Raw genomic sequence first — 16,928 nt, forward strand, 5'->3', positions numbered from 1 at the left:
GCGTTCAACGACGATCGCGCACGGCAGCGAGTCGTCCGAGTACGGGGCGCACGAGCCAGCGGTGCCACCAGGCCAGTCGTGCGCCCCGCGCGCGCCACTCCAGCAACTCATCGAGCGCACGCTCGGCGGTCGTGAAGCGTCCCGTCACCCGGCTGACATAGGTTGGATAGAGCAGGAGCGCGCCAGCGACCAGCCTCTCCAATGACAGGCGGCGCGTGCGGCGCGCCAGCGGCAGGCGGTCTTCGGTCAGACCCCAACCGGCATAGAAGGGCTGACCATGACAGACGACGCGCTTACCGCGTAGTAGTGCTTCGAAGCCGGCCAGTGAGGTGAGTACATGCAGCTCATCGACACCGTCGAGCAGCGTCGCCATGGGCACATCGACGATCAACTCATCGCACCAGGCGCGCGCGGCGGACTCATGCTCGCCGCCAGCGCGCAAGCCCGCCGTGACATCGGGATGCGGTTTGTAGAGCACATGGGCCTCGGGATTGGCTTCACGCACCGCGCGCAACAGCTCCAAATTACGCCGGATGCCCGGTGCGCCGCGTCGAATTGAGGCATCGCTTTCCACCTGCCCCGGCACCAGGATCACCCGCTTGGCGCTCACTGGTCGCTGCCAGCGCGCCGTACCGACGTTGTACTTGGTCAAGCCTGAGGCGACGATTCGTTCGCACAGTCGCCGCGCGCGTTCCAGCAGGGCTTCGTCGAAGTCATGGATTTCGAGCAGGATCTCCAGATCCGAGGGTCGGCTCGGATCATAGTAGAGTCCGTGCTGATCGATGACCCAGGACAGCGGCTCGACGAGATCCGCGCCCAGGCCCACCGAGCGCAAAAAACCATCCTCCAGGCGCAGGACCGGGCGCCCCTCGGGAGCCGGTGCCAGACCCCAGACCGCCAGAGGCGGCGCGTCCGACGCGGTCAACTGATGCTCGCCACCGCTGAATTCGACCTGGCTCCCCTGCATGAAGCGTCGCACCAGCGGGCGTTTCCAGGCTGAAAAGTTCAGTGCCTGGATCGACTCGGGGAAGCGCTCGCGCATCCGTCTCTGCAAACCCATCCATTCCAGCAGACGCTCGATCTCGCAGCGTTCGCCGGTTTCGGGGTCCAGATAGCGCGGCGCCGCGATCAGCGCGCCATGGATCAGCGACTCCAGGCCGACTGGCGCGCGCCGTTCCGGGGCCGGCAGTTCATCCTCAGTCAGCCCCCAGCCGGCGTAGAACGGCATCCCGAAGACGCGCACCCGCCGTCCCCAGAGCAGTGCCTCGAAGCCCATCTGTGAGGTGACCGTGTAGACCGCCTCAACCCGCTCCAGAAGCGACACCGGATGCACGTCGCGCGTCAGTACCTGCACCCGTTGCAGCCGTGCAAGTCGCTTGGGATCAAAATGCCCGCGTTTGCGTCCGGCGAAGACATCCGGATGGATCTTGAGCAGGATGGTTGCATCCGGGTTCTCGTCCAGCGCCGCGTCCAGCAGGTGCTGAAAGCGTGTGGGGTCGGCCAGGCCATGGGTGATGGCCGGATCGCCGAAGGTCTGATCCACCACCAGCACGGCGGGGTAGGGCAGCGGAGCCTGCTCCTCGCGCAGATGGTTGTACTTCGACACCCGCGCCATGCACCAGGCTGTGCGCACGGCCCGCGCGCGCGCAGTCTCGACGTCGGACAACGGCCGCTGGATCAGTGTTTCCAGACGTGACGGGCGCGTTGCATCATAATAGACACCCAGATCGTCGCTGAGCAGCGACAGCGGCGGATCCTGGTTTCCGAGGCCAACCGAGCGCACAAAGCCATCTTCCAGGGCCAGATAGGGCAGATCATGGCGGCGAGCATAGTCACGCGCTCGATGCGAGGTCGGTTTGAAGCCCCAGCCGGCGATGGCCGACAGTGGCTCTGGGCGAGCACGCCACGGACTCACAGGAACGACAGGTTCGCCAAGCAAGGTCTCCAACCCAGGAATCCGCAGAATCCCGCGTGACAGAATTCCAATCATCTCCAACTCCTATCCATCTGATCGAGGAGCGTCCCAATCCATCGACCGATTACTTCGTGCGCCCGATCCTGCACGCCAGTGGGCGGCCCATTCACTGTTACACATTCGACAAACCGCTTCCCGATCCGAGTGAACTGGCTGGAGCCAGCGTGGTCTGCGTGCGCTATGTGCCGACGGTCTGGGCTAGGTTCATCGAACGCCATCGCGCTCAGCTCGCCGAGTTGGTGTTCTTCATGGATGACGATCTCTTCGATCTCAGCGCCGCGCGTGGCATGGGCTGGCGCTATCGTCTCAAGCTCGCGCGTCTGGCCACCTGGCGCCGTGATTGGCTGAGGGCGCAGGGCGCTAGCCTCTGGGTCTCCACGCCCTATCTGCGCGACAAATATGCTGACTGGCAGCCGCGGCTGGTCCTGCCCGCCCCATTGCCCGCACCCGCCGCTGACGAGAGCATCCGTGTCTTCTACCACGGCAGCGCCTCGCATAAAGCCGAGATCCGCTGGCTCCATCCCGTGATCGAGGCGGCACTCCAGGCTGAACCGCGTCTGACCTTCGAGATCATCGGAACCTCCGAGGTCAATCAGCGCTATCGTCGCTTGCCGCGCACCACGGTCGTACATCCCATGTCCTGGCCCGCGTATCAAACCTTCATCTCCATGCCCGGACGTCACATCGGACTGGCGCCACTGCTCGACAGTCCTTTCAACCGCGCCCGCTCCTGCACCAAGTTCTTCGACATCACCCGCGCCGGTGCCGTGGGGATCTATGCGCCCGGCCCGGTCTGCGCCGGTGTCGTTGAGCATGGTGTCAACGGTTGGATGCTGGCGCTCGATCCTGATGCCTGGAGCCAAGCCATCGTGCAGCTCGCTCGTGATACCGAGCGGCGCAGAACCTTGAGCCTAGCCGCTCAGCGGTCCATCAAACGTGACATGATTCAAACATGTTAACATTAGCCGCTTAGCAAACTGGGTTCAATCAATAGGTTAGCGGGTTATAACTTTGTGCTGAAAGCCATTTTGGGATCAAGGTCTCGCGCCAAATGCAGACGGATGCCGGTCAAGGTATTACTGCATATAGGGATGCCGAAATGTGGGTCGAGCGCCTTGCAGAGTTATCTGAGCAGCCCGGAGCTTGAACAAGTCACTCAGGGGCGTTGTGGCTATGCCGTGCTGCAAGATGATGGGCAACTATTGTCAGGAAAATCTCTGATTCATCAAGCCAGAACGGAGGCCTATGGTTATGCATCCTCAGCACGAACGAATATCGTAACTGCACTTAATCTTCAGCAAAAAGCCGCTGCTAAGAAAAAACTCTGCCGTCTTGGAAAAAAACACGAATGGCTGATTTTGTCCTGCGAAGCTTGGGGTCAAACCCCTCAACAATTTTCTGAAGATTGTTTGTTTGCTGATCCTGCGTTTGAAGTGCATGTGCTTGCCTATGTTCGACCGCAAATCGAATGGATGAACTCGGCCTGGTGGCAGTGGGGGGCATGGACCAGCCTAGAAGCTAGACCCTGGATCGATCGTGAGCGTAAAAAAGCACTGTGGTACAGCCTGCTTCGGCAGTGGGCCGAAAAACCTTGGGTTAAAACACTGACCGTACGCTTACTCGATGGCGATATCATTCAGGATTGTATGAATCATCTCGGTTATCAGGTTTCCGGCCAGTCGCGCGTTAATCAAAGCTTACCTGAAATCGTTTTACGACTCTTTCAGCGGCATCGGCATTTGCGCCCGGGGCCGCATGCTTCAGCGATCGACTTTGTATTAGGTCGTTGTCTGAGTTTAGATACGAAAGAGGCGCCCTGGATTATGGGGCCTGTTATTGCAAAAAATCTGGTTGAATTTTTTCGCAAAGACAATGAACAGCTTGTACAGATGCTTTCATCGCAGCAGCGTGAACACATGCTGTCAGATTCACGCTGGTGGCAGGCTGAACGTAATCGCAAGGGCTGGCTCAATCATGCCTGTATCGAAGCGATCGATATCGATGAGCTGGAACAGTTCGCTGTCGCCGCGATCAAGGCTGTTGAAAATCTGGATGCCGAGGTGCGACAGTTACGCTCTCGCTTGTTTCTTTATGAACCGAACCTTGATTTATGAGCAAAATTTTTCTACATATCGGCATCAATAAAACTGGCACATCGGCGATACAGTCGTTTTTCAGCCACTATCGAGAACCACTGAAAGCACAGGGTCTTCTTTATCCGCAAACAGCCTGTGATGGTTCGGCGCATTACCCCTTGAGTCAAGCACTAGGATTTTCGTTGGGTAAGGCGCCATCGTCTGCAAGTACAGCCGCTCAGCGTGAGGCGTTGCGTCGGGCGCTCGATGAAGAAATTGCCGCTGCAGGTACTCCAGCTGTTTTGTTGAGCAGCGAAATCTTCGTGCGTCCAGCTGATATAAAGCAAGTGCATGATTTTTTTGATCGCGAGGACGTCGCTATTTTAGTTTATTTGCGTCGTCATGATACCTGGTTTTCTGCACTTTACAGTCAGGCATTGAAGACAGCTCATAAAACAAAAGCCGCACCGCATTGGAAGCCGGAAGGTATCGATGCTTTTGTTCGCTTTCAATGTAAGCGATTAAATATTCAAGGTCATTATCGTCATTTGGTCGATCGCTGGGCGGCTGTTTTCGGGCGAAAAAATATCATCGTGCGTCCTTACGAATCATGCCAGAATGCTCCTGATATCGTTGTTGATATTTTGCGTTCTATTGCGACTGAAATGCAAGTGGATGCAAATGCAATTTCTCAGCTTGCGAGCATTCGTTCCGCGCGACGAAATACCTCGCTGACACCTCGCGCATTGCAAATACTCGAAGTTTTTCAGCGTGCCAAACTTGATCCAGGTGTGCGCGCGAAATTGATTCATTATGCACTGTCGCTTCCTGTCAATGAGCCGCGTGAATTTATTCTTTCACCCGCACGTCGGCTGCAGCTAATCGAGGAGAACGCTGCTGATTACGAATACATTGCTCGTGAATATATGGGGCGTGAGGACGGTCAGCTGTTCTATGATCCGCTACCCGATCTCAATGAACCCTGGGAGCCGCCAAAACCACTGACCCCATGTGAGATCGTTGAGGAGACCGTTGCGGCATTGAGCGCGTTCGAATCCAAGACTCCGGGCCCGTCAGCGTGAGAATCCTGCTCAAGCACCGTCTGAAAGCCAGGCGTGGCGAGCTGCTGCTCGCAAGCCTGTGGTTGCTGCGCGTACTCGCCATCACGCACCCACTGCGCCAGCGCTATCGTGGACTACTGATCCATCTCATCAAGCGTACCGAGCTTTTCGATCGCACCTGGTATATCGACAGCAATCCCGATGTCGCCGCCTCGAGCCTGCCGCCGCTGCGACACTATGCGGCCTATGGTGATCAGGAGAATCGTTGGCCGATGCCGCTGTTCGATCCTGGCTACTATCGTACCCGCGCGCGCGGCCGGCTGCATCGCGTCAACGCGCTCCTGCATTACTTCTACATAGGACGTTATCGCCTGATTTCGCCTAGTCCTTGGTTCGATCTGCGTTACTACCTGAGACATAACAAGGATGTCGCACGCTCCAGAATAGAGCCACTGCGCCATTATCTGCAGTGGGGCGGTCTGGAAGGCCGCTCACCCAACCCGCAGTTCGATGGTGCGTATTATCTGCGTGCCAACCCCGAGGTCCGTGAGGCGCGCCTCAATCCATTACTGCACTATCTCCAGTGGGGACGCTTCAGTGAGCGGCCTACGCGCGATCTATCGATCGCCGAGATCGTCGAAGACCGGAACGACACGCCTGAAGATCCCTGGTCAAGTCTCGCGCTCCCGCAACCCTGCCAGACGCCTTGCGTCGACGTCATCGTTCCTGTCTACAAAGATTACGAACTGACGCGCCGCTGTCTGCGCTCGGTACTCGCCGCAAACAACACCACGCCCTATGCGCTGATCGTCATCGATGATGCCAGTCCTGAGCCGGAACTGAGCATTGAGCTCGAACAGCTCGCCGAGCGCGGGCTCTTCGAGCTACGCCGTCATGTGGATAACCGTGGTTTTGTCGCCACTGTCAACGAGGGCATGGCGCTCCATCCCGAGCGCGATGTCGTCCTGCTCAATTCAGACACCGAAGTCTATGGCAATTGGCTTGACCGTCTGCGTGATGCCGCCTATTGCCGTCCGCGAGTGGCCTCGGTCACACCGCTTTCGAACAACGCCACCATTTGCAGCTATCCGCGCTTTTTGCACGACACGCCCTATCCGCTGGAAATCGGCTACGCACAACTCGATGCGCTCGCTGCACAGGTCAATGCCCGAGAGGTTCACGAAGCTCCGACCGGCGTCGGCTTCTGTCTCTATCTGCGTCGTGATGCACTCAGTGCAGTTGGTGTCTTTGATGTTGAGACCTTTGGTCGCGGTTATGGCGAGGAGAATGACTTCTGTCAGCGTGCCATCCGCGCCGGTTGGGTCAATCTGATCGCGGCCGATACCTTTGTGCGTCATATCGGTTCGGCCTCCTTCCAGGGCGAAAAAGGCCGCCTGCTCAATGAGGCAATGCGGCATATCTCGCGCCGCTACCCGAACTATCGCGATGAGGTCGACAGCTTCATTCGTCGCGATCCGCTGGCCCAGGCGCGTCAGCGTCTCGATCAAGAGCGTCTCGCCGACCAGGCGCGCGACGAGAACGTGCTCATCGTTTGCCACAATCGCGGCGGAGGGGCCGAACGCCATGTCCAGGAAGACACGCGCGCCCTGCAGGCGCGTGGACTCGGCGTCTTCTATCTGCGTCCTGATCGCACTCGACCCTCGCATGTCCGTCTGGCGCATCCCCGATGTCGCCAACTGCTCAATGCGCCGAGTCTAGCGCTTGCTGACACCGACGCGCTTGCTGAGCGTCTGCGTCCACTGCGTATTCGCTGCATCCACAGCCATGGGCTGATCGACTTCACGGCCGAAGCACCGCGCCAGATCCTGGCTTTGGCGCGCGCGCTTGAGGCCTCACTGGAAGTCGATATCCATGATTACAAGGTCATCTGTCCGCGCCTCAATCTGGCCGATCGGCGTGGACGCTATTGTGGCGAACCCAGCCCCGAGCACTGTGATCTGTGTCTACAAACCGAGGGTAATGACTTCAGTGTTAACCGTATCCAGACCTGGCGCGCGCTGCATCATCAGGTTCTACAGGCCGCCGCGCGTATCTGGGTGCCTGATGAGGACGTTGCCGAACGGCTGGGACGTTACTATCCGGATCTGAACTTCGAAATTCTGCCTCACGAGCAACTCGATCTGTCGCAAGCACCCGTGCGAGCAACAAGACTCGAACAGAATAAGCCGCTACGCATCGTCGTCATTGGAGCCATTGGGAAACTCAAGGGCTACGATGTCTTGCTCGCGTGCGCGCGCGACGCTCGACAGCGCCGTTTGCCCCTCGAATACCATCTACTCGGTTACAGCATCAAGGATGAACCACTGGTCCAGGCCGGCGTGCGCATCACCGGACGCTATCTGGATCAGGAAGCTGAGGTCAAGCTGGAAGCGATTGAGCCGCATGTGGTGTGGCTTCCCTACACCTGGCCCGAAACCTATAGCTATACGCTGTCACTGGCGTTGCGCGGCGGCTATCCGGTCTTTGCGTTCGAGCTGGGTGCAATCGCGCGGCGCTTGCGTGCGATTGCACATCCTGGAGCACTCTGGCCGCTCGACTTAGCCGGTCAATCTCAAACGATCAACGATCAGTTCGTAGCCTATCGCAACAAAGCGGCTGAGTAACCGTTCAATAACTGGTCCATCTGAGCGTGTGGTTTTGCGCTGCTGACGCAGGTCGACCCATCGGGCCAAATCGAGCGAGCACGCGCACAGTTTCGGTCGGTCGGCTTGAGTGTGGATAGTGCTTCAATCGACATAGACACTGCTCTGCGCACGGCTAAGCGCGTCGCAGGAAACCGCTTGCGCGGTGGCGCTCAGCCGACCGCCTGCTTCAATCCGAAAACCAGGCTGAAAGCGAATCGTCGGAGCCGCGAGCAACAGAAATGCTTCGCCGCCCACCTGAATCGTACCCTGGATATCGAGACTGATCTCGGAACGATAGACGTGATGACCATTGTCGAGATTCAGGGACGCCAGTGTCTCAGCCAAGGTCGAACACTCACTCGCACCGGCCGTCACAGCGATCTGTTTGACTGGGCTCCACTCACCTGGATACGACCCGAACAACAGCGGGCGTACCTGAAGCAGAACGGTCCCCGCAGCCGAAGGCGTATAGGCAAAACGCGAATCCGTATCCGTCGCCTGAATCGCTTCCAGGTTTAGCGTCGCGACGCCGCTGAGTTCCACATCATCAATAAACCAGCCGACGTCGGCGGTCGTTTGCGGATAATAGGTGCCCCCAAGATAGCGATAATTAAACCTGAGACTGACCGAGCGATCGGCATAGTCACCGAGCGGCACGGTGACGCTCTCGAAGGCCGCCGAAGCAGGCGGCTGTTGCGTACCCGGTTGCTCCCAGATCGCCACCCAGGACTGCCCGCCGTCTTCCGAAATCTCGACCGTCGCCACCTGCTGCTCCGTCGCCCAACCCAGCCAACTGGAAAACCAGAGCTGTGCATCAGCGGCAGGCAGCAGTGAGCGGTTGAAGGTCAGCGTCTGCTCGTCCATCGGCTGTGGATGCGCCAGATGGAAAGACGCGACACCGCTCGCGGCACGCTCGTTACTGATGACCGCATACTCGGGCGAGGTCGCGGCCAGCCAATCGCCCAGCCCGGATTCGGCATCGCCGATCGTCGTGTAATCCGTAGCCATAGATACTCGCCACTGATAGCGATCAGCCACCGCCACCGGAGTGAATTCAAAGAACGCCGTGGCGCCGACCGACAGCGCCTCGGGTCCGATCAGCGACTGTGGCACATAATCGAGGCCCTTTTCGGACGGATCGAAGACGGTTACCTGGTAGGTGAAAGCCAGGCGTGCACCGTCGAGCAGAACATTGGACACCGTCACCTGATAGGTCTCGTCGGCCGTCGGTCGCGCCCAAGCATCTCCCTCTTGATAGGGCGCGGGCAGCCAGACCAGGGTGTTTTCTCCGGCACGATAGCTCAGCGCTTCCAGTGTGAGGGCGACCGGCGAGCCATCCCGAGTCATGGTTACCCCAGCGGTGGAAAAATCCGCGTCATCGTAGGAGAACGACCAGCGCGCAAAAACGCTCTGATAGGGCATATAGCCCGGAGGTGGCCAGGCGATGAAACCATCGCGCACCGCCGGGCGTGCGGCCCACAGGTTGTCGTCAAACACCCAGAGCGCATTGCTGGCCCAATGTCCCGCGGTTCCGGGGAGACTGCCCGCCCCCATGCGCGCCGTCTGCGGATGGAGAATCCAGCGTCGGTGTCCGACGGCCGCATTATTGGTGCCGTCATCGCGCATCTGACTGAAGATCGCATCCGGTCCGGCATTCCCGAGCGACAGATTCGAGTTGCCCGCCGCCTCGGCGCCGTCAGAGGTGTAGCAGCTCCAGCTTGATGGAGGGGTGTGACTCAGCTGACCGTTGGCCGCCATCATCAAGGCCGCCTGTTGTGCCTTGTCGCTGAAATCGCTGTCCAGCACGATATTGGCGGGCACTCCGGCCATGGCACGGAACCAGTTCACCCGAAGAATGGTCGCGTCCTGATAGTCGGCAGACAGGGTTCCCGGCACGCAACCGTTTAGATCGCCGGTCCAGCCGGTTTCCAGGTTTTCGGAGGCCATGAAAACGCTTTGATAAAACAGCCTTGAGGTCTCGCGCTGCGACGGGTCGACGACAAAACCTGCTGTCCCGTCACCCTCCGCGAGCGGCGCATTTGGCCGAAACCAGTCCGCCGGTATCGATGCTGGCGGCTGGGGTGCGGCTATCGCGCTTAGGGTTGCGATTAGGCCGAGCAATAGCCAAGGAGCGCGTATTGGCCAATTTGACATAGCGTTTTTCGTGCCTGTAATGATCACCGTCGGACACGCCTCACGATGGCTAACCTTGAACCAAACGAGGATCAAGCCTCGGACTCAATCAGCCAAGCCGGATATCAGTGCTTCGTCGGGACAATACGTCTCACGGACGATGGCCAGGAAGCGCCCGCCGGCGGCGATGCGAAAACCCTGGCCGATTGTGATCCCTTGCGTGGCCTGAATGATCAGGCTGGCACCTGCATGCACGGTCACAGCGCCAGAAGTGATGATCTCAATCTCCGAGAGTATCTCCAGTGCATCCATTACATCGAGCGTGGTCACCCAACGCGGCCCAGTCTCGCACGAAACGGTGACCGGCCCGTCACGGGCGGAAAGACTGGCCTCCGCCGTATTTCCATAGGCCCCGAGATTGGCCCGCCAGCCATTCGGCCGAGGCTCATCGACATAGGGACTGGCCGGGTGTGCCGCATCGATGGCAGGACTTGTGTCGGCGTCTCTGACCCATTGGCCGAGCGCCGCCTCCCAGCGGCCGACAACGGAGCGCAAATGGTAATCGTCCTGAGCGGGAGCGACGAACAGCGGGTCGATATCGACCAGGTTGCCCACGCCGGGCCAGGCTTCGGGGTGAATCACAAAATCGCCATCGTCACCCGGCAGCATCTCCGCCCAGCCGCTCTGAATCAGACTGTCCTGCACCGTTAAGGTGGGCGCGATGAACAGATTGAAGGCATTGCCCGGATTGTCCCAAATGATCGAATTGCGGACACTCAGATCGGAACAGTCGACACGGATGGCGCTCGTCCCATCTTGCGTTGCGTTGACGCCATTCGCGACAAAGGTCGAGTGATTGACCTCGACGCTGGAGCGAATCGCTGGATCAAGACAATCTACATACAGCGCTGATCCGCCGAAGGAACTATCGATCCAGTTGCGATAGAGCAGGTTGTGGTCAAAATAGGCTCTGGCGCCATCGTCGATGTAGACGCCGCCGCCGGCCGACGGCGCGAAGTTCCCCACGAAGCGATTGCCGGAAATGCGCATGTCGGTCCTTGGGTCAGCCCCGTTGCCGACGACGACCAATCCACCGCCCCAGCCATAGCCCAGGTCTTCGCCAACGCGGTTGTTGGCGATGAGATTCCCGACGATGCTCCCCGTACCCAAGAGATAGACCCCGCCGCCGTGGTCCAAGACTCCTTCGTTGTCGCTGATGATATTTCCAGTCAGGGTCAGGTTGATCCCGCCACCAGCGATGCCGCCGCCTCGTCCGGCGCGATTGCCAAGGATGTGGTTGGAGTCCACTCGGATGTTGGTATGTCCGCCAAGCGCAACAATGCCGCCGCCCACGTCCGGCGCCGGATCGGCGAGGCCGTTGCCTTCGATGCGGTTGTTGGTGATCGACAGGCCATTGAGCAGAGGCCAGTCTGGCAGTTCGATGCCGCGCTGTCCGCCGGTGATCGTGAATCCATCAATGGTGCTGCCGCTACTGTCACCTTCGATCCGGATGGTCGGCGCTTGAGCGTGGCCGTTGAGGCGGCTGCTGTCGTCGCCGGCAAAGCGAGTGACAAAATCGCCGTTTTGACCGGTCGAATAGTGCTGAGTCGTCGCGCCGGCGAAACCGCCTTGCAGCACGAGGGTCTTGTCGGCGATCGTCAGGGCTTCGTCATAGATGCCAGCGGCGACCGAAATGGTGTCGCCGCTGGCGGCGGCGTTGATGGCGGCTTGGATGTGTGTAAAGGGAGCAAGACGGGTTCCATCCTCGGTACCGGTGTGGTTGTCATCGTCGACATACCAGTGATCTGCGGCGGCCTGCAGGGCGACAAGAAACAGCAGCAGGGCGAGGCAGGAACGGGGAGAGCAGACCAACGGGCGTGTGGTCAAGCGAGGGGCCATGGCGGACCTCCTTTGTATCGAACACGATTGAAAGCCTGTTGCCGAAGTGGGAATGGCGGATTCGGTAACGCGGCAGGCTGTTCAGTTCAATTCCCCGTCCTTGGGGCGCAACGCATCGCGGTCGTTCAGGGTTGGCTGAAGGCTTCGGTGAGCGGGTTTTCCAGGACGATCGGCTGAGACTGTCCACTCGGGTACCAGAACAGCCTGTTACCGGCGGGGCTGAAGATCATCCGTGCGGCCTCGCTGTCTGCATCCAGCACCTGAGGACAGGGCTGACGCTGCGCCAGGTCAGTGGCGAAGTCACGCAGAACAAGGGTGCAGCTCGGGACTTCATCCGCGCCTGTGGTCTGGCTTAGGTAGGCCAGGAAACGCCCGTCGGCGCTGATCGCCGGATGGTGAGCGTCGATCCAAGCATCGGCTTCGCTCAAGGGCACGACCTTGGCGGCCGCGCCATCAATCAGCGCCTGGCCGAGGATCTGGCGTGGGCCGGCGTCCGTGGTCTGGTCATACACCAGCACGCTCCCCTCGGCATCGACTGCCGGATGGGCCGAGGCCTGCTCAGCCTGCGTCAGCCGCTCGGTGACGCCTAGCACCAGATCGCGCAGGAATAGATCACTCACACCGTTTTCATCACCGGGCACCAGATCGCTGGCGGCACTGGAGAACACCACCCGCTCACCAAGCGTATCGGCGGCTGGATCACGGCTGGCGCCGTTGCCGGCCTGGCCGGTCTCAGTGACGCTGATCAGCGCGATGTCATCGGTCAGTAGATCGAGGCGATACAGGTCACTCGCTTCGTTGCCATCCTCGGGATGCAGCGCCTGGGTGGTTTCCAGGATCAGCCAGCGTTCGTCGGCATCGAGCAGACCGCCAGTCAGGGCGTCGGTGTCGACGCCAAACTCAGCGAGATGCTCCAGCAGCCACGATGGCAAGGTATCCGCGCTGGCGATGAACCCGGGCGCAAACGTCTCGACAGGCTCAGGCGCGATGGCGTTTGAAACCGACGCGCTCTGGGCCGAGGCGGCTGTACAGGTCACAGGTGCCGAGATCGCCGTGAGTCGTCCACCGGACTCGACGCTGAAGCCGGGCTCGAAGACGAGGCGCGGGGCGGTCAGATTGAGTGTGGCCCCAGGGGCAACCCTCACCGTACCCGTGGTGCGAATGCCAACCTCGGAACGCTTGGTCTGCGTGCCACTGGTGATCGGGGTATTGAGCACGAATTCGCTGCGACTGCAATCGCCGACCGGGCCGCTGTCGCTCCTCACCATCAGCGGTTCAAGCGGAGCAGTAGCTGGATCGACCATGCTCTGATCGTTCCACCAGTACTGGAAGTCAGCCTGGAGGGTCTGATCGCCGCCGGCCGTCGCCGGCACCTGCACCGTGTAGCTAAACGTCAGCGGAAGCGTCAGCGTACCGGTGAACAGAATGTGGTTGGGATTGTTGCGATCGAGTTCAGGGTCACCCTGACCGCTGACCGCCATGATAGTCCAGCCGCTCGGCAGCTTGGGCAACCACAGCAGCGAGATCAATGGGCGGTCGCCACTCTGGCCAACAGTGTTGCTGATGGTCAGCGTGCCTCCAGCCGTGTACTGGTTCGGGCTAGCCGTGTGAGTAGCCTGCGGGTCTACGGTGGCGGCGGCGATCGTGTTAGCGCGAACCCCAAGGGTTGATCCAGTCTGTAGAGCCCCCGGGCCATAGCCGTCGAGAGAATCCGGTTCGACGTGATAATTCAGAGCACGCCAGTAGGCCAGGACGCGGTTGGCCTCAAAGGAGTCGATGCGCCAGGCGGGATCCTGGTAGTCGGCGGAGTGCCTGTCGCCTGTGGTGTCGCCTGGATCCTGTGCGTAGCTGTCTAAACCCTCAGTGTTACGGTGGTAAGCGCCGGCGCGCCAATACATAAGTACGCGACTGTATTCCTCGGCGTTGATGGCCCAGTCAGGTGCATAGTCGGCGCTATGGCGCTTGACGGGATATTGTTGGAGCGTGAGCGGCTTGGGTTCGGGATACATGGTTATCGGATTGATCATCATGTCGGATGTGTAGCGCACGCGCGCCTCGATATCCTGTGTGCCGATTTCTTCCTGGGGCACGCTGACTCTGTAGCTGAAATTGATCGGCAGCCGCAAACTGCCGTTGAACACAATTTCGTTTTTGACGACTTGAGGGGCGCCGTCGCCGGTGACATCGACGATGTTCCAGCCAGTTGGCAGCAACGGGATCCAGACTAGGGAGCGGGGCGTTTCTCCGGAGGTGTCGTTGAAGCTGTTGGTGATGGTGAGCAGAGCGCCGGGCACATAGCCGCTTGCCGCATGGGTGGCCTGAGGCCCATCGCCGGCCGCGATAAAGCGGCCGGTGACACTGCGGGTGCTAAGGATGTTGTTCAGCGTGCAGCTCGAGTCGGTGCCTGTGCAGTCGCCGTTCCAGTTGCTGAAGGCGTAACCACTGGCAGGGCTTGCCGTACAGGTGCTGCTGCCACCATGGTCAACCGGGTTAGGGGTACAGGTGACAGTGCCGCCCTCAGTCGGCGAAGCGGCGGTTACGATCGGATACTGGTTGCGCACGAAGTTGGCGGTGACGGTCTTGGCCGCAGTGACATTGCTCAACGCGCAGTTCGGGTCGATGCCCGTGCAGTCGCCGCTCCATTTATCGAAGAGGTAACCGCTGTTAGGACTCGCCGTACAGATGCTGCCGGCGCCATTTTTAACCGGGTTGGGCGTGCAGGCGACTGTACCGCCTTCGGTCGGCGAGGCGCTGGCTCGAATGTCGTGGGTGACCGGGGCTGCGCCGATGAAGATTGCGGTGACGCTTTTGTTACTGGTGACGTTGCTCAGGGTACAACTGGTGCTATTACCGGAGCAGTCGCCGCTCCACTGGCTGAAGCTGTAGCCTGCGGCGGGAATAGCGGTGCAGGTGCTGCTCGCGTCTTGCTCGACCGGGTTTGGGGTACAGCTCAGGGTACCACCGACGCTCGGCGAGGCGGCTGTTGCGATCTGATATTGGTTACGCGTGAAGTTAGCGGTGACGCTCTTGGTCGCCGTGACGTTGCTCAACGTGCAGCTTGGATCAGTGCCGCTGCAGTCGCCACTCCAACCACTGAAGTTATAACCGCTATTTGGGATCGCGATACAGGCACTATCTTGACCGTTGGAAACAGGATTGGGATCGCAGGTGACTGTGCCGCCCCCACTTGGGTTGGCTACCGGTGATATATTGTGGGTGATGACATTGACTGCGGCGAGTGCAACCTGGTAGGTGCCGGTTTGTCCTTCCAAATACGACGTTGCATGAATAGTCAGTGTTTGTGAGACCGATGGCGTATAGATAATGCGAGAATTATTTCCTGCATAATCATCATTCGCGGCGATGATCTGCCCCTGGCTATCGAGCAAATAGAGATAGGTATCGAAGCTACTCGCCAGGTCAATTGTATACGTCAAGCCGGCGGTCGCCGTAAAAGTGAAGTTGTCATAATAATTACTATATCTAAAGGGCGAAAGGCAGTCGGTCTTCGACAGGCTGCCGCTCAGACTCTGACCAGGGGTAATCGCGGTTTCATCTGAGTTGCAGACAGATTCAGATGCGGCAAGTGAAACCTGATAAGCGCCGACCTCTTCTTCCCAAAGCGAAGTTGCATGAATGGTCAGGGTTTCGGAGGTTAATGGCGTATAAATAATACGAGAATTTATTCCCTCATAGTCATCATTTGATGCGATGACCTGTCCCTGGCTATCGATCAAATAGAGGTACGTATCAAAATCGCCTGTCAGGTCAATTGTATACTCGACATCAGCGGTCGCCGTGAAGGTAAAATTGTCATAATAGTTAGCAAATCCAAAGGCAAAAGGTGATATGCAGTCGGTCTCCGACAGGCTGCCACTCAGACTCTGGCCGGTGCTAATCGGGGTTAATTCAGAGCTGCATTCCGTATCAGAAGGCTTGATTGTCCAAGTGGATAGATCGTCGGGAATTTCGACGCTACCACATCCATCAGAAACAGTACGCACCGTTTGCAGTCGCAGAACATGATCGCCGGCGGCAAAAAAGGCATAGGGGATTGAGAAAGATAGAACCGTATCACCCGGATAGATCGATAAGAAATTTAATATCTCGCCATCAATTTTGACAAAATGATCCTGGGTATCGCAGGTCAGTCTGTTGTCGCCAAGTTCTAATATTACGTCGATATTCGCACTGCCACGATCGAAGGTTCTCACCCCCTCGATATAGTCGCCGGCATTCCAAGGTCTGGTTCCGACAGCGATTACACGAGTATCTCCAGTGGCTGGAAAGACGATGGTCTGGTCGTTGCTAGTGGCGATAGCCGCGTTTACGGATACTGTTCCTGAGTAGGAAGAAGAGGAGTCAGAGTAAGAAATTACAAACGCATCGCTTTCATCAAAATTGTCATATATACTCCATTGATCTATTAGAAATATTTCCGTCGCATACAGCCTCTCGCACACCGAATCATTATCTCCGCGAGTCGCTCTAAATGCCTCCCCATACTCGACTTCACGTTGCAGAATGGAAAAAGAATGCCCGCTAGGACAAAACCAAAAGCTGCTGGTAGTTGGTTGAACTTGAACAAATAATCTTTCGACGCCGTTGATTGCTTGCCGCCACAATGTGAGTTCTGCGGACTCACTGTATCGATTGAATTCGCCGTGAAAATTTGGACTGCCTACTGCGCTTGGCATTTCGTCTAAAATTACACCATACAGTGGTCGCATGATGTCTGTAACGGCTTCGCTATTGATTTTGTTGAGGAGGATTTCTCTTTGCTCAACCTCATTTTGTTCATCGGTTGCGTCTAATTGCCCAGCGCTTTCTGGCGTAGTTTCTCCTGCAAGTAAGGAAAAACAAGCCCCCATATTTAGCAAAATGCCAATAAAAAGAACATTGTAAATCTTCATTTAATTTCTCCATTAAAGCTTTGAGACCGCTCGCGCGCGCACCGAAGAGCGCATCCTTATTTCATCCCCTTGAGGAAACGCTGATCAAATACCGTTTACTATTCGTTAACACTGAAAGTGCCCTTTTTCACAAACATTTTGTTTTCAGTGGCTACGTCATGAGTGTTTCGCGCTCCATTCAATGGCCCGTGCGGCCCATTTCGGCCACATGTAGATCGTCATATCAC

Annotated in this window: 8 protein-coding genes; 4 read left to right on the top strand and 4 right to left on the bottom strand. The window is 58.3% G+C overall.

The window, feature by feature from the left end:
• Positions 1–4 precede the first annotated feature (4 nt).
• Positions 5–1,990, bottom strand: coding sequence for a capsular polysaccharide biosynthesis protein (locus GJ668_RS16520; protein ID WP_155451236.1), 1,986 nt, complete (start codon positions 1,988–1,990; stop codon positions 5–7).
• On the opposite strand from GJ668_RS16520, the gene GJ668_RS16525 reads away from it, so the two are divergent.
• From GJ668_RS16525 to GJ668_RS16540, 4 genes are all read left to right on the top strand, one after another.
• Entirely contained in the window at positions 1,972–2,934 is a 963-nt protein-coding gene (locus tag GJ668_RS16525) for a glycosyltransferase family protein (protein WP_343032236.1), read from the top strand. The genes GJ668_RS16520 and GJ668_RS16525 overlap by 19 nt on opposite strands.
• 156 nt (positions 2,935–3,090) lie before the next feature.
• Entirely contained in the window at positions 3,091–4,089 is a 999-nt protein-coding gene (locus tag GJ668_RS16530; RefSeq protein WP_155451237.1) for a hypothetical protein, read from the top strand.
• Positions 4,086–5,132: a hypothetical protein gene (locus tag GJ668_RS16535; protein ID WP_155451238.1), complete on the top strand. Its 1,047-nt coding sequence runs from the start codon at positions 4,086–4,088 to the stop codon at positions 5,130–5,132. The genes GJ668_RS16530 and GJ668_RS16535 overlap by 4 nt, the downstream gene beginning before the upstream one ends.
• Entirely contained in the window at positions 5,129–7,735 is a 2,607-nt protein-coding gene (locus GJ668_RS16540) for a glycosyltransferase (RefSeq protein WP_186343158.1), read from the top strand. The genes GJ668_RS16535 and GJ668_RS16540 overlap by 4 nt, the downstream gene beginning before the upstream one ends.
• Positions 7,736–7,858: 123 nt before the next feature.
• Here GJ668_RS16540 and GJ668_RS16545 read toward each other — a convergent pair whose 3' ends face one another.
• The 3 genes from GJ668_RS16545 to GJ668_RS16555 form a co-directional block, all read right to left on the bottom strand.
• Complete coding sequence (locus GJ668_RS16545; protein ID WP_186343159.1) at positions 7,859–9,703, bottom strand: CAP domain-containing protein; 1,845 nt, start codon at positions 9,701–9,703, stop codon at positions 7,859–7,861.
• Between the two features lie 291 nt (positions 9,704–9,994).
• Positions 9,995–11,788, bottom strand: coding sequence for a right-handed parallel beta-helix repeat-containing protein (locus GJ668_RS16550; protein WP_155451240.1), 1,794 nt, complete (start codon positions 11,786–11,788; stop codon positions 9,995–9,997).
• 125 nt (positions 11,789–11,913) lie between these two features.
• Positions 11,914–16,701, bottom strand: a complete 4,788-nt coding sequence (locus GJ668_RS16555; RefSeq protein WP_155451241.1) for an InlB B-repeat-containing protein — start codon at positions 16,699–16,701, stop codon at positions 11,914–11,916.
• Positions 16,702–16,928: the final 227 nt, after the last annotated feature.

Origin of the sequence: Allochromatium palmeri, assembly GCF_009720725.1 — a bacterium.
Classification (GTDB): domain Bacteria; phylum Pseudomonadota; class Gammaproteobacteria; order Chromatiales; family Chromatiaceae; genus Thermochromatium; species Thermochromatium palmeri.